This window comes from Halonotius pteroides (assembly GCF_003605635.1).
Lineage (GTDB): Archaea > Halobacteriota > Halobacteria > Halobacteriales > Haloferacaceae > Halonotius > Halonotius pteroides.
Genome location: NZ_QMDW01000012.1, coordinates 32799 through 46081, shown reverse-complemented (window position 1 = coordinate 46081; position 13283 = coordinate 32799). Strand labels below are relative to the sequence as shown.

Genomic DNA, 13283 nt, shown 5'->3' with positions numbered 1-13283 from the left:
ACGTTAGTCGTCGCTATCGTCGAGGTTGGCCTCAACCTTGTTGGCGTATTTCTCGAGGTCGGCGGCGATGGTTCGCGCCTGCTCAGGTGTCAGCCGGACGCGATCGGCATGCGCCGGGAGGTGTTCCAGTTCGGCGTTGTCGAGTTCCAGTTCTAGCTTGACGTGGTCGGGATTCTTCCGCGGCGCGGTGGCGTTGACAACGGCGTAGGCCGATTCGGTGAACTCGTGGGCCTCGGCTTCCCCGTCGAGCAGATCAAGTGTCGTGTAGGCGTTGACCGAAAGGAGTCGATCTGACATGGTCGCCGGTAGGCACGGCTGGTTCTTGAGGCTTTGTTTCGAAGCAGTTGAAAACGAGTAAAACAGCGTGGTGAGCGACGCCGTAGGCGGGTTAGTCGTCGGCCGGCGCGATGGAGTTGCCCTCGCCGTCGGTCGGTGCCGGGGAGGCATCCATGTCGTCGTCGTCGGCGTATGGGTACCACGTCATCTTCGTGTTGTGCATGTAGGGATCCTCGTAGTCCGTCTCCTCGGGCTCGATGAATTCTTCCAGTTCCGCCTCGTCGTGGCGGGCAATAAACTCACGGAACGTCTCGCCGCCCTCACGGTTGGCCTCGAAGGTAGCGAGGAGGTTCTCGATCGCACCAGGCACCTCGTCGGCCGGGACGCGCTGGCCGACCCACTGGGCGAACTGTGGGTTCTCGCCGAGGCCGCCGCCGAGGCCGATATCGAGGGCCTCGACGGGCTCGCCGTCCTTGCGGGTCTTCATCCCGCGCAGCGAGATGTCGGCGATCTGCGGCTGGGCACAGGAGGCCGTACAGCCCGACAGATGGATATGAAAGTCGTTGACGCCGTCAGGGAGCTCGACGTTCTCTTTGAGCCAGCGGGCGTAGCGCACCTGCCGGTTTTTTGTCTCGACGATCGAGAGCGAACAGAACTCGGTGCCGGTACAGGCGACCGAGCCACGCATGAACGGGTGGGGATCCGGTGAGTAGTTCTCAAGCAGCGGCTCGTCGAGCAGGGCGTCAAGATCCGCTTCGGGGACGTCAGTGATCATCACATTCTGTCGCTGGCTGATGCGAATCTCGCCGGAGCCGTACTCGCCGGCGAGATCGGCGAGTTCGAGCGTGTCGTCGGCACCCATCCGGCCGACAAGCACGTTGAGCCCGACGTAGTACTTTCCGTCGCGCTGTTCGTGGACGCCGATCAGATCGCCGTGTTCCTCGCCGCCGGCGTTGTAGGTGTACTGCTCGCGGATATCCTCGCCAGCGGTTTCAAGCTCAAACTCCACGAAGTCCTCCTGCAGGACGCGGCGCATCTTTTCGGTGCCCCACTCGTCGACGAGGAACTTGATCCGAGCGTTGTAGCGATCCTCGCGGTCGCCGTGTTCACGGAACAGCGCGGACATGCCGCCGGCCACCGCGGCTGCGTTTTCGGGGCGAACAAACACGTCGATACCTCGTGCGAGGCGGGGCTCGTTCCGCGAGAGACCGCCGCCGACCCGAACGTTGAACCCACGGACTTCCTCGCCGTCGATCTGTTTGAATGCGGGTTCAAGCGCGAGGTCGTTGATGTCGCCTTGACCGGAGCCGTCGGGCGAGCCGGTGACCGAAACCTTCCATTTGCGGGGCAGGTTGGCGTGGTCGTCGTCACCCTTGAACGTCTCATTGAGCTCCTTGATCACGGGCCAGGCGTCGACAAACTCGGGGGCCTTGCCGGCCATCGGGTTGCCGGTGATGTTCCGCCAGGAGTCACCACAGGCCTGCTGGGTCGACAGCCCGTTGGCTTCAAGTTTCTCGAAGATCTCGGGGATATCCTCTAGTTTGATCCAGTGCAGCTGGATCGATTGGCGGGTCGTCCAATCGACGTAGCCGTCGCCGAACTCGGGGTTCGTTTCTGGACCGCGGGCGTACTCGTCGGCGATCTCGGCGACAACCTCGGTTTGACCGGGTTTCAGCACGCCGTTTGGCGTCCCGATCCGCATCATAAAGTAGCTCTCTTGGCCGTTGCGCTGGTGGTACAGCCCCCACCATTTGAACCGCTCAAACCAGGCGTCGTGTTCGTCTTCCGGGATTGAGTCCCAGCCTTGCTCGGCGAACTCCATGAGATGCTCTCGGATCTCATTGCCGTAGACCTCCGACTTCCATCGCTCAACGTCAGTTGGCATATCTCTTGTAAGTAGTCCATCCCGTAAACAACCAGTCTCCGCGTCAACCATCCCCGGTGGTTCACTAAACCGGATACTATTGCTGGTTTCCTCCCGGCCGGTTCGTGATCGGTTCCAACACCACGTGTTCGCGGTCGTAGTTGCGGTATTCCCCTTCGTGAATGTAGCCAACCGGGAGTTTCCCGGGGACGCCGCTCTCGCCGCAGGCGATACACTCGCCGTAGGTCGTCACCGCCACGTCGCGGCCGTCAGCGGAGACCTCGGTGAACCCCTCGGCGATGAAATCGACGAGCGGACAGTCGCAAAATCCGGGGGCATGGAGCCGCCAGAGTTCACTGACGCTGACGCGTCGCTGGTCGTTTACCGAGAGCCACGCGCCATCATCAAGGATACGTAAGGCAACGCTCACATCCCGTATTGTGCTGCCGGCTACCTGTAGGAGTCGCCTGCTGCAATCGCTGACCGCACCGGTGACACCGTTTCGGTGCCACAATATACCGTTGTCGTGCGGTTTTGGAATAATGTCGGCGTCCGGTATAGCTGCAACACGATCCGGTATCACTGAGCGCGGGTCAGTGTTACGGGTTAGACGCTTGTTAAGCCAAAGGGACTGTTGCAGTAACATGATGATTGAAACGACGACCAAACACGACGTATCAGTAGTTTCCCCTCGGCGACGAGTCGAGATAGCGGAGGCCCACGATGCAAACTGAGGAATCCGACCACCTTGCGGAGCTTTCCGACGGGGCTGGCTGTACTGAGATCTGGGAACACCTTTCGGAGCGCCGGGAGGCCGAAGAGGCGGCTGCCGACGATGAAACACCAGACGAGGCCACACCCGAGGCAGAGAACACGTCCGCTCAACAGGACTAACACCTGTATGGATGGAACGCCGACTTTGCCCTCGGCTTGTCGTGGCGGCTCCGACCGTGCGCGGCACTTTTGTCCCGGGCAGCCCTTCGATCGATAAATGACCACGGAGTACGGCTCAGACCGCGAGAGACCGGTTGGCACCCCCGTCGTCCGCGCCGACCCGGAGATCACCGGCGAGCGCGCCACCGACGCGGTCGACTTTGATCCCGACGACCCCGACAGCGTCGCGGAGGCCGCCGAGGTCGTCCACGATTTTGCGACCGGCGCGGTCGGTGGCAACGACCACGTGCTGATGCTCCGCGGCGCGGCGGCCTGTGCGGCTCTCGTCCGAGGGCGGGGCTCCTACAAGGCGGCCGCCGAAACCGCCGGTGACGGGGTGACCGTCTCGTTTATCCGCAAATGGGCCCGCGTTCACGACCTCCCACAGTCGATCCGCCGCCACGTGGCTCGCGGTCATATCGCGCCGACAGCGGCGAAACATATCGCCCGTGTGCCGGCGGCGGATCGCTATCTGCTGGCGTGGGCGAGTCTCGATGCTGCGTTGACGGTACGAGATATCCGCTCGATCGCCAGCGCGATCAACGACGGTGCTGACACCGAGACCGCGCTCCGCGACCACGATATCACCCCCGGCGAGATGACGGTGACGCTGCCAGCCGAGGAGTACATCGAGCTGCGGCACCGCGCCTCGATGGACAACCAGCCGCCCGGAGCTATCGTCGCCGACGCGCTGGCCGCTTACTTCGGTGACGAGTAGCCGACAGCGTCGCCGTCGACGCTCGTTTCGCACCGATGTAAAAACCCTTATCACCGCCTGTCGACAAACAACAGTGAGGGCTGGTAGCTCAATTTGGCAGAGCGTCTGGCTTTTAACCAGACGGTTGAGGGTTCAAGTCCCTTCCAGCCCGCTTCGCTCCGAACATCTCCGTGAGGAGCAACGTGGTTGTCGAGAGTGTTAAAACAGTGAGTAGCCTGCTGTGACCGTGGTTCAACCCCCCAATCCGCGTTCCTGTAACGCCATCATTAACCGCCGGTATCGCCGTGTTACGTGTTGCCACACGCCGGTTGACCGCGACCGCCCGCTCCGCTGTGAGAAACAGTTTTGAGAGTCCACCACCAAGAGAGAATAGATACCGGCAGCGGTTCGATTCACCGATGAAACGACACGAAAACTCACCGAACGTTATCCGCTCCGAAGCCACCGAGACAGCCACCGATTCGGCGGCGAGCGACGATACCCTCCGGGGTCTCGTCAAAGATCTCGTCACCTCTTTCCAGAGCCGATCGGTGCCGGATCTCCAGGAGATCCGCGAGCGGACGACGATCCGCAACATCGTCGACTACCGCGAGATCGACCGCGTGTTAGATCCTGGGTGGGCTGCGGCCCCTGAGATCGTCCAGTTCGGTAACGATCCGCTGGCGGATACCCTCGTTTTCAGCCACACAAATCGACCGTACGAGGTCGTGCTCAAGCCCGATGATGTGTTCGTGCCGACTGACGATATTGAGGTCTACGTTCTTGACCGCAACAACGGTACCCGTCATCAACTCATCCACACGCTCCCGACGCTTGACGGCGCGCTCGAACACACGGTGTTTAAATTCACTCACAAGCATTTCGATCCCGACGCCATCTACCAGATGTCGATGATCGGCCCAGAACTCAGAAAAGCACCACCCATCGGCGACACCGACCTGACGGCGATCGATATGGACGACTGACCAGCCGTCAGTTGTTTGCCTCGGTGCTGGCGTTTTATCCCGTTCGCTCACCCTGATAGTCGCCGTCGTAGGTTGTCTCGTGGTCAGCCTCGGCGAAGACAAGTTGGCCGACGCGTGCACCATTTTCGATCTCGATGCCGTGGTGGACCTCCAACAGCCCCTCGCCTTTACCCTCGTAGCCGGCGTCCCAAACCGCCGTGTGTAGCATACAGGAGTTCCGCATCAGCGACGACCGTGGATAGATGAAGCCGACATGGCCCGCTGGGATCTGGACAGTTTCGGCGTACTGGAGGATGTATGCCCCCGGATCGAGCCGAAAAACGCCGTCGTCGGCGTCAACCTCCTGGCGATCACCGATCGTCTTTCCCCCTCGGCCGATCCGGCCGGCGGTTGTCTGCTCGTAGATCGCGGCGGCGGTGAGGTCGACGCCGTTGGGTTGTCTCTGGCTGCCGGTGATCGGATTGAGATACTCGCCGACGAACGCGCCGGATTCAAACATGGCTGAGCGGTCGCCGGCGACATCAAAAACAGTACCGGAGCCGATGGGCTGTGATCGCACAGTACCCCGGTGGCTTTGTGGGTCGAACCCACCGTAGCGGCCCACTACCGGCGCTGATTCGGTTTCTCACGGTATACGCGGGATTTATGTCCGCGTAGACACGACCTGCGAACGTTATGGGACAGACACTTACAGAAAAAATCCTTGACGATCACCTCGTCGAAGGGGAACTTACCCCTGGAGAGGAGATCGGTATCGACATCGATCAGACCCTCACGCAAGATACGACCGGCACGATGGTCTGGCTACAGTTTGAGGCTCTCGGGCTCGAAGATGTTCAGACCGAGCTCGCGGCCCAGTACTGCGACCACCAAACCTACCAGTTCGACTTCAAGAACACCGACGACCACCGTTTTCTTCGGTCGGCCGCGGGCACCTTCGGCGCACACTTCTCCCGTCCGGGCAACGGCATCTGCCACAACGTCCACAAGGAGAACTTCGCCGCCCCCGGCAAGACGCTGCTGGGGTCGGACAGCCACACGCCGACCCCCGGTGGGCTGGGCCAGCTTGCGATCGGTGCTGGTGGCCTCGACATCGCTGTCGCCATGGGTGGCGGCCCCTACTACGTCGAGATGCCGGAAGTCGTCAACGTTCGGCTTGAGGGTGAACTTGAGGGGTGGGCCTCCGCGAAGGATGTCATTCTTGAGATGCTGCGCCGCCTCTCGGTTAAGGGCGGTGTCGGCAAGGTCTTCGAGTACACCGGCCCCGGCGTTGAGTCGTTGACGGTGCCTGAGCGGACGACGATCACCAACATGGGCACCGAGCTCGGTGCCACGTCGTCGATCTTCCCGACCGACGAGCAGACGAAGGACTACCTCGAACGCGTCGGCCGACCCGAGGACTTCGAGAAACTCGAACCCGACGCCGACGCCGAGTACGCCGACGAGATCGTTGTCGACCTCTCGGAGCTCGAACCGCTTATCGCCAAACCGAGCATGCCCGATAACGTCGTGCCCGTCCGCGAGGTCGAAGGCGAGCGCGTCGAGCAGGTCATGATCGGCTCCTGTACGAACGGCAGCTACGAGGACATCCTGCCGGGCGCGAAGATGCTCAAGGGCCGCGAAGTCGCCAAACACACCGAGATGATCGTCGCCCCCGCCTCCAAGCAGTCCGCCGAGATTCTGGCCCGACAGGGCTGGACGGCTGAGCTGATGGCCGCTGGCGTCAACTTCTCGGAGGCGACCTGTGGGGCCTGTATCGGGATCGGCCACGTGCCGGCCTCGGACTCGGTCTCGCTGCGCACCTTCAACCGCAACTTCGAGGGTCGCTCCGGGATCGAAGACGACAGCGTCTACCTCTGTTCGCCGGAGGTCGCCACCGCCGCGGCGATCAAAGGTGAGATCGTCGATCCACGCGATCTTGCCGAGGAACTCGGCGACCTCGAATCGCCGGGCATCGAACTGCCCGACGAGTACGACGGCTCCGATGCCGACCTGATCGACCCCAACGAGTCGATCGACGACGAGCTTATCAAGGGGCCGAACATCGGCGACGTGCCGCTGAAAGATCCGCTCGGCGACACTGTCGGCGGCGAGAGCATCCTCAAGATGGACGACAACATCACGACCGACCACATCATTCCGGCGACGGCGGATATCCTGATGTACCGGTCGAACATCGAGAAGCTCTCGGAGTTCACCCTCTCGCGGGTCGACGACACCTTCGCCGACCGCGCGCTGGAAGCCGACGGCGGCACGCTCGTTGCCGGCGAGAACTACGGCCAAGGCTCCTCGCGTGAACACGCCGCCTTGTGTCCGATGTATCTCGGCATCGAGGCCGTTTTCGCCCAGAGCTTCGCCCGGATCCACCGCGCGAACCTGTTCAACTTCGGGATCGTTCCGCTGACGATCGACGACGATACCTACGAGCAGATCGAGCAGGGCGACGACATCACCGTTGTTGACGATGTCGGTGCCGGCGTTCGCAACGGCGAGGAACAGTTCACCTGCCGTGTCAACGACGACTGGGAGTTCACCGCCCAGCTTCACGCCTCCGAACGCGAGCGGGATATCCTCGCCGCCGGTGGTAAGCTCTCGTGGACGAAAGAGCAGGCAACCGGCGACAGCGGCAGCGGTGCTACGCCGGCCGACGACTAAACAGCGCGCCCCCGGTTCGATTTTTATCGCCTCTCACGACGGTGAGCCGTTGGGACGTCGCGTCGCTGACTTCTGTGTGCTACTGTGGCATGTATAGTGCAAACGGGACTGTTTCGTGTGGAGCTATCTTCTGTCAGGTTGGTCGTTGGGTGCGCTCGTCCCATCGTTGCCTCGGAAACACCACTACTCAAAATACCAATTTTGATTTTTGGCACAAAATCTATTTATATCTCTCTCGCCGATACTACGATAGTCCCTTGATGCGATCAAGGCGACTACCCCCCAACTGAACAGGTGTGGAAGTTCCCCCACTTCCCTTCCTTCGCAGTTTTCTACAGACTCTAGTCGACGCACTGTCGCTCGCCGTGTAGTCGATTCAGCATCCCTGAGATAGCGACCTCTTCGCTGTCAACCGATATTGTCTCAAATTATTAGGTCTGATATTCTCGGCGGCAGGTATTTACATTCCACCCACCAATCAATGAGTGTCGCCACCGATGTAATGGCGACATTGACCCCCCTAGAACCCCGCTACCCCACTGAACATGGTGGTAGCACTGCAATCTTATTGCAACCCCCTTTCGGTGCAACGTCACATCACAAACTGATAGTGATACGCGTGTTTCACCAATATCTCTCAACCTTGGTGAGTGTTAACACAAAAAATGTCACATCAGCTGAGTGGTTTCGGATGTGATGGAGGATTTGTTGGGACAGTCAGTGTCCCGTCAGTTTGTTCGAAGCTGTCGTCTGAGTGCGATGAACTTCGGCCAAAATGTATCGGTTATCACTAGATATGCGAAGAAAAACGCCAGTAGTCCGATAAATCCAACCCATACGCCGAGGGCTGTTTGTCCGTCTGTTGCGGTCTGTACTGCAACCTGCTCAATGTACGTCCCTGCGAGCGAAAGCACCGCACCGCCGATCCCAAACAGGGCTACCTCAAGTATCTCCGGAAGCACTTCGAGCACTGAGCTACTCATAGCTATTCGTCGATACGTGTCGGATCTAACTGTTTCGATACTCACCTACTCCGTCAGCGGTAGCAGGATGCCGAAAACGAACGGCGACAGCAATCCGATCAGGATGCCAAGCAGTTCGATATCGAACAACAGTGCGCGCTCCCAGTCAGGAACCGAGATCCCTGCGGCGGTCAGCCCCAACTCACCGAGGGCCCCGATCGCAAACAGCGCGACCCCAAGGAGGAAGCTTCGTTTCGTGAGAACTGAGTAGTCCAGTTCGCCGTATCGTCCAGCCATATCCGACACTGGTGGCTACGATAGTAAAATGCGTTTCGTTGCCGCGCTGTCATCGGTACGCAAAACGCGTGAAGTGTCCCGAAGACAGTGACACAGCGGCATCCACCTCACTGTCGTCCGCCGACGCCCGGCACCGATGATCGCTCCTCAACCCACCCCATAACCACCGACGCGGAGAGAACCAATGCGAGATAGAACAGTGCTGCGAGCACGAACAGTTCTGTATACCGGAACGTATCATTGGCGATGGCTTCCGCTCGGAAAAACAGCTCTCGAACCGTAATAAACGCCGCCAGTGAGGAGTATTTGATGAGATAGATGAGTTCATTAGACCACCCAGGGATCGCGTACCTGAGCCCCTGTGGTAAGACGACATAACGGATCCCCTCCGCCCTCGAAAGGCCGACCGCACGGGCTGCGGTCAGCTGGCCGGCGTCGACCGATTCCAACGCCGAGCGGATATACTCGGCTTGGTAGGCGGCGCTGTTGAGTGTGAACCCGACAACGGCAACCCAAAACGCCTGCGCTGGGAGAGGGCCAGCACCGACGCCGGGAAGTTCGCGAATAACCTGCGTCAGTGGGAGTCCAAAGTACAGCACGAACAGTTGGGCCAACAGCGGGGTTCCGCGGATGAGCTCCGTATACGAAAGCGAGAGCCACCGGAGCCAGCGGCCACCATAGACGCGACCAACTGACAGCGGCACCGCCAACACAAAGCCGAATCCGATACCTGCCACCGTCAACAGGAGGGTGAGCCACGCGCCCCGCGCCAGTGGGGGGAGGTGGGGGAGGCTCCCGGCGACGAACCCGACCAGACTCGCCACCACGTCGACAGGTGCACCTACCGGGCCAAGTGCGGCGGCCACCGAGCCAAGAGTTTCGGCCGCCGCAGCGACGGGGTCGACAGGGACGAACGACCGCTCGCTCGAAACGGCTATCGAGTCAGGCAGAAGAAAATCGTTGATCCAGCGGCTACCCAGCCATCCCCAGAACCCAGCGAGCACCAGCAGTGCCCACGGCCGCTCAACGGAGACACCCGCAGCAATGCCGACATCGTCAACAGCCGACGATTCCTCGGTGCTCATTGGGGGCCATCTGCCTGAAGCCCGGAGAGGAACCCCGCCGTTCGGTCTTGCTCCGGTTGTTCGAATAGCTGTTCCGGCGGCCCTGACTCAACGATCTGGCCGTTATCGAGAAAGTGAATGTCGTCAGCGGCCGATCGCGCAAAGCCCATCTCATGGCTGACGACCAGCATTGTCATGCCGCCTGCGGCGAGGTCTTGCATCACGGCGACCACATCTCCGACAAGTTCTGGGTCTAAGGCGCTCGTGGGCTCGTCGAACAACATCAGCTTTGGCTCCATCGCCAGTGCCCGGGCGATGCCAACCCGCTGTTTCTGCCCGCCTGAAAGCTCCGCGGGGTATGCATCAGTCTGATCGCCAAGCCCAACCTGATCGAGGTGGCCTCTGGCTCGCTCGCGGGCCTGCTCGGCGTGGACTCCTTTGACCCGCTTGAGCCCGAGTGTAATGTTCTCTAGAGCTGTGAGGTGGGCAAAGAGATTGAAATCCTGAAACACCATCCCCACATCCTGACGGAGTTCATTCACATCGGTTTCGGGTGCGGTAACGTGGGTATCGCCCAACCAGATGTCGCCGCTGTCGACCTCAGTGAGGCGGTTGATGCAACGCAACATCGTTGACTTCCCGCTGCCGCTTGGCCCCATCAACACGTCAACATCGCCCTGCTGCATATCGAAGCTCACGCCTTGCAAAACCTGTTCGGCTTCATACGACTGGTAGACATCATCGATTCTGAGTAGCGTCATCTGTTTTCACCTGCGGGTATCGCATAGTAGTCGCTCACCCTGTCCAACCCACGGTTCGTGAGGAACGTCAAAACAAAGTAGACCGCGCTGATGACGAGGAACACCTCAAGAACGGCCGTCGAGCGTCCGCTTTGCGTAAAGAGGTTATACCCCTGTGTCAGCAGTTCTGCAAGCCCGATAGCGAAGGCGATCGACGTATCTTTCAGAACGATTGTGAACTCGTTTTGAAAGCCTGGCATGCTTCGACGTAGTGCCTGCGGGACGACGACATGCCGGATCGCCTGCAGCTTTCCCATCCCGGTTGCGCGGGCGGCCTCCAGTTGCCCCTCGTCAACGCTCTGCAGCGCGCCACGGAACAGCTGTGATTGGTAGGCGGCACTCCGCAGTCCGAGCCCCACCGTCGCCGTAATAAACGCCGACTCCGATACCGATACCACAAAAAACAACACCAGCAGGATAACGACAATAGGCGTCCCGCGAAGAAGCCCACCCGCAACCGTGACCACCCGCCGGAGAACCCCATCGCCGTACACCTCGATGGCCCCAGCCGGGAATCCCAGCAGGAACCCCACCGACAGACTCGTCAGTGTCAGCACAACGGTAACGACAAGTCCGAACAGTAGCGTGTCAGCGTTACTCAGGACGAACACCCAGTCGCCCGTTTGAACCATTGGATTACTCGGCGAACCATTCGGCCGTCAGTTCCTCGTAGGTGCCGTCGTCTTGCACCGTTGACAGCCCACTGTTGAGCGACGACGTGAGATCATCGGCGTTGCTGCGGAGGCCGAACCCGAACGCCTCGTCGGTCTCATAGACGAATGCCACCTCGACGGGGCGGTTCGCGGCGAACGTCTCGGCCACCGGCACGTCGATCATCACCGCGTCGGTGTTGCCGTTCTCCAGATCCTCGATAGCCAGCACGTAGTTGCCATAGGCACTATACTGGCTTTCGGTTATCTCGCTGCCAACGAGTTCGTCGTCGACAACGCTTTCGCCCGTTGTTCCACTTTGGGCCCCAATCTGGCGGTCGGCGAGGTTCGAGAGACTCTCCGGGGAAAACTCACCGTCTGACCGCACGACGACGGCTTGATTCGACGTGTAGTAGGGGTCAGTAAAGTCGATCGCCTGATCTCGGTCGTCGTTGATCGTCATCCCGGCCGCGATGACATCGATGTTGTTGTTGGTCAGCGCCGGAATAAGTGAATCAAACTCGAACTCCTCCCACCCAGACAGCGTGTAGTCGGTCTGACCGATAACCGCCTCAAGCAGGTCGACGTCGAACCCGACCAGTTCGCCATCCTCCTTCATCTCGAACGGCGGGAACCCCGGTGCGGTTCCAGCCGTGACGGCCTGTGTCTCCGCTCCCCCGTTGGAGCCAGTGTCGCTGGCACAGCCAGCTACAGAAAGGGTAACCGCAGTCCCACCGATTGTGGTGAGGTACTGTCGTCGCGAACGTCCGTTATTAGACATACACCAATAGTTACTACATGCTATGATTAGTGTTACGATTGTCCGACTATCTGTGGTATTGTTAGTCGTTACGTCCGGACAGGACGCGCTTCGTCTCTACGGTTGGAGGATGTCGACCCTCTCGCTACGCCTGTGGGTGCAGCTGCTGATCGGCTTGATCGTGGCAACGAGTATCCGCGGTCAAACCCTTCCTGCGGTCACGGCGAGGGGCGTCACCACCCAACCGAGAGTGGGTAGCAACTGGGACGGATTGTTATCTCGCATGCCGGCCAGTAACAACCGCATCGCGCTTATCGCTATTTCGCTCAGTCGCGTACGAGTAACATGTGAAACCGCAACCGGGTATGACACGACGCCTGCTGTTAGTCAGCCGACGAGACCGAACCGAGTGAGCCGCCGGCGATATTCCCGACCACGTTCTGGTTTGCAACAACCCACCGCAGCAGCAGGAACGCGAAGATGTACTTCGCGCCGACATCGAGCAGGCTGTAGGCCCACGATGTCTGTGTCGTCGTGAGAATAGCCAGCCCCTCAGAGCCGAGTGCCCAAAAGATCGGGTAGCCAAGCCACAGGGTTACGGTCAGCGTTTTTAGCGTGCTAAAGATCTCCGCGGTGCCGGCCTCACGTGCGTCCGTGGGCCACTCCACAAGGAGAATATAGATGACGGCCACGAAGAACGCACAGCTGAGGAGATACCAAAACCAGCGCAGTAGGAGTGAGGATGTGGTCAACGCGGCGGCGAGCCCGGTGACACACATGCCGATATCCATCACAACAACGGTGAACAGCTTTGTCAGGTTGGTGCCCGCCAGTAGGCCAAGCGCGATGAGGATCATCGGTGTCGACAGCGCCCACGTGAGGTATCGACCCCACATGATGAGCACCTCCTCTGAGCCGCCGCCCGGATAGGGAACGCTAATCATCCCTACTGACAGTCCCGACACGAGCCCGGTATAGCTCGAAATCGAAACAAGCGGTACCATCATTGTCGCCACGAAGATCAGTTGGGCACGCGAATCCGAAACGTTCCGCCCCATATACACAAACAGGAGGATCGCAAACCCAGCCAGGGCGATATTGATCCAAAATGAGGCCGACAGCGATGTGTTACCCGCGATCTGTGTGAACAGCTCCGATTGTGTGAGATCGCTCGTCAGTGCGACCGCTGGTGTGGCTGCTGTGAGTGCTGTCATAATCCATCTGTCTATTTGGCCGGTAACCACTAAAATTGATTGGATATTCCGTAACTACTGTGAATGAATTGACACGACGACAGCATGACGCACACGGTGGCAGCGTCGTTGTCACCGAATCGGGG

The 13283-nt window shown here is 60.0% G+C and carries 15 protein-coding genes and 1 tRNA gene; 5 read left to right on the top strand and 11 right to left on the bottom strand.

Annotation, left to right across the window (positions count from 1 at the left end; genetic code table 11):
• Positions 1–3 precede the first annotated feature (3 nt).
• The 3 genes from DP106_RS09610 to DP106_RS09600 form a co-directional block, all read right to left on the bottom strand.
• On the bottom strand, positions 4–297 hold the full coding sequence (locus DP106_RS09610) for a DUF6360 family protein (RefSeq protein WP_120084954.1): 294 nt from the start codon (positions 295–297) through the stop codon (positions 4–6).
• Positions 298–388: 91 nt separating this feature from the next.
• On the bottom strand, positions 389–2161 hold the full coding sequence (locus DP106_RS09605) for a nitrite/sulfite reductase (protein WP_120084953.1): 1773 nt from the start codon (positions 2159–2161) through the stop codon (positions 389–391).
• Between the two features lie 76 nt (positions 2162–2237).
• The gene (locus DP106_RS09600) at positions 2238–2570 is read right to left on the bottom strand and encodes a hypothetical protein (RefSeq protein ID WP_120084952.1); all 333 of its coding nucleotides are present in this window, start codon (positions 2568–2570) and stop codon (positions 2238–2240) included.
• Between the two features lie 293 nt (positions 2571–2863).
• On the opposite strand from DP106_RS09600, the gene DP106_RS15855 reads away from it, so the two are divergent.
• The 4 genes from DP106_RS15855 to DP106_RS09585 all read left to right on the top strand — a co-directional run bounded on the left by DP106_RS15855 (position 2864) and on the right by DP106_RS09585 (position 4756).
• The gene (locus DP106_RS15855) at positions 2864–3034 is read left to right on the top strand and encodes a hypothetical protein (protein ID WP_165857864.1); all 171 of its coding nucleotides are present in this window, start codon (positions 2864–2866) and stop codon (positions 3032–3034) included.
• Between the two features lie 97 nt (positions 3035–3131).
• Entirely contained in the window at positions 3132–3791 is a 660-nt protein-coding gene (locus tag DP106_RS09595; protein ID WP_120084951.1) for a DUF7119 family protein, read from the top strand.
• A gap of 77 nt (positions 3792–3868) precedes the next feature.
• Positions 3869–3942, top strand: a tRNA-Lys gene (locus DP106_RS09590).
• A gap of 247 nt (positions 3943–4189) precedes the next feature.
• Positions 4190–4756, top strand: a complete 567-nt coding sequence (locus tag DP106_RS09585; RefSeq protein ID WP_120084950.1) for a hypothetical protein — start codon at positions 4190–4192, stop codon at positions 4754–4756.
• A 34-nt stretch (positions 4757–4790) separates the two neighbouring features.
• On the opposite strand, the gene DP106_RS09580 is transcribed toward DP106_RS09585, so the two are convergent.
• Complete coding sequence (locus DP106_RS09580; protein ID WP_120085005.1) at positions 4791–5255, bottom strand: deoxyuridine 5'-triphosphate nucleotidohydrolase; 465 nt, start codon at positions 5253–5255, stop codon at positions 4791–4793.
• Between the two features lie 176 nt (positions 5256–5431).
• Between DP106_RS09580 and DP106_RS09575 the strand changes: the two genes are divergently transcribed.
• A complete protein-coding gene (locus tag DP106_RS09575) occupies positions 5432–7411 on the top strand; it encodes an aconitate hydratase (RefSeq protein ID WP_120084949.1) in 1980 nt (659 codons plus the stop codon).
• Positions 7412–8139: 728 nt separating this feature from the next.
• Here DP106_RS09575 and DP106_RS09570 read toward each other — a convergent pair.
• From DP106_RS09570 to DP106_RS09540, 7 genes are all read right to left on the bottom strand, one after another.
• A complete protein-coding gene (locus tag DP106_RS09570) occupies positions 8140–8394 on the bottom strand; it encodes a hypothetical protein (protein ID WP_120084948.1) in 255 nt (84 codons plus the stop codon).
• Positions 8395–8439: 45 nt separating this feature from the next.
• Positions 8440–8670 carry a DUF7860 family protein gene (locus tag DP106_RS09565; RefSeq protein ID WP_120084947.1) on the bottom strand — a complete coding sequence of 77 codons (231 nt, stop codon included), beginning with the start codon at positions 8668–8670 and terminating at the stop codon, positions 8440–8442.
• 107 nt (positions 8671–8777) lie between these two features.
• Positions 8778–9755 (bottom strand): amino acid ABC transporter permease, encoded by a 978-nt coding sequence (locus DP106_RS09560; RefSeq protein WP_120084946.1) that lies wholly within the window; start codon positions 9753–9755, stop codon positions 8778–8780.
• Positions 9752–10495, bottom strand: coding sequence for an amino acid ABC transporter ATP-binding protein (locus DP106_RS09555; protein ID WP_120084944.1), 744 nt, complete (start codon positions 10493–10495; stop codon positions 9752–9754). Before DP106_RS09555 ends, DP106_RS09560 begins: the two co-directional genes overlap by 4 nt.
• Positions 10492–11166: an amino acid ABC transporter permease gene (locus DP106_RS09550; protein WP_120084943.1), complete on the bottom strand. Its 675-nt coding sequence runs from the start codon at positions 11164–11166 to the stop codon at positions 10492–10494. Before DP106_RS09550 ends, DP106_RS09555 begins: the two co-directional genes overlap by 4 nt.
• Positions 11167–11170: 4 nt before the next feature.
• Complete coding sequence (locus DP106_RS09545) at positions 11171–11965, bottom strand: transporter substrate-binding domain-containing protein (protein ID WP_120084942.1); 795 nt, start codon at positions 11963–11965, stop codon at positions 11171–11173.
• A 362-nt stretch (positions 11966–12327) separates the two neighbouring features.
• A complete protein-coding gene (locus DP106_RS09540) occupies positions 12328–13158 on the bottom strand; it encodes a bacteriorhodopsin (protein ID WP_120084941.1) in 831 nt (276 codons plus the stop codon).
• Positions 13159–13283: the final 125 nt, after the last annotated feature.

Coding starts and splice junctions, on each gene's coding strand:
- DP106_RS09610 (WP_120084954.1), bottom strand. CDS start 297: ATGTCAGATCGACTCCTTTCGGTCAACGCCTACACGACACTTGATCTG.
- DP106_RS09605 (WP_120084953.1), bottom strand. CDS start 2,161: ATGCCAACTGACGTTGAGCGATGGAAGTCGGAGGTCTACGGCAATGAG.
- DP106_RS15855 (WP_165857864.1), top strand. CDS start 2,864: ATGCAAACTGAGGAATCCGACCACCTTGCGGAGCTTTCCGACGGGGCT.
- DP106_RS09595 (WP_120084951.1), top strand. CDS start 3,132: ATGACCACGGAGTACGGCTCAGACCGCGAGAGACCGGTTGGCACCCCC.
- DP106_RS09585 (WP_120084950.1), top strand. CDS start 4,190: ATGAAACGACACGAAAACTCACCGAACGTTATCCGCTCCGAAGCCACC.
- DP106_RS09580 (WP_120085005.1), bottom strand. CDS start 5,255: ATGTTTGAATCCGGCGCGTTCGTCGGCGAGTATCTCAATCCGATCACC.
- DP106_RS09575 (WP_120084949.1), top strand. CDS start 5,432: ATGGGACAGACACTTACAGAAAAAATCCTTGACGATCACCTCGTCGAA.
- DP106_RS09570 (WP_120084948.1), bottom strand. CDS start 8,394: ATGAGTAGCTCAGTGCTCGAAGTGCTTCCGGAGATACTTGAGGTAGCC.
- DP106_RS09565 (WP_120084947.1), bottom strand. CDS start 8,670: ATGGCTGGACGATACGGCGAACTGGACTACTCAGTTCTCACGAAACGA.
- DP106_RS09560 (WP_120084946.1), bottom strand. CDS start 9,755: ATGAGCACCGAGGAATCGTCGGCTGTTGACGATGTCGGCATTGCTGCG.
- DP106_RS09555 (WP_120084944.1), bottom strand. CDS start 10,495: ATGACGCTACTCAGAATCGATGATGTCTACCAGTCGTATGAAGCCGAA.
- DP106_RS09550 (WP_120084943.1), bottom strand. CDS start 11,166: ATGGTTCAAACGGGCGACTGGGTGTTCGTCCTGAGTAACGCTGACACG.
- DP106_RS09545 (WP_120084942.1), bottom strand. CDS start 11,965: ATGTCTAATAACGGACGTTCGCGACGACAGTACCTCACCACAATCGGT.
- DP106_RS09540 (WP_120084941.1), bottom strand. CDS start 13,158: ATGACAGCACTCACAGCAGCCACACCAGCGGTCGCACTGACGAGCGAT.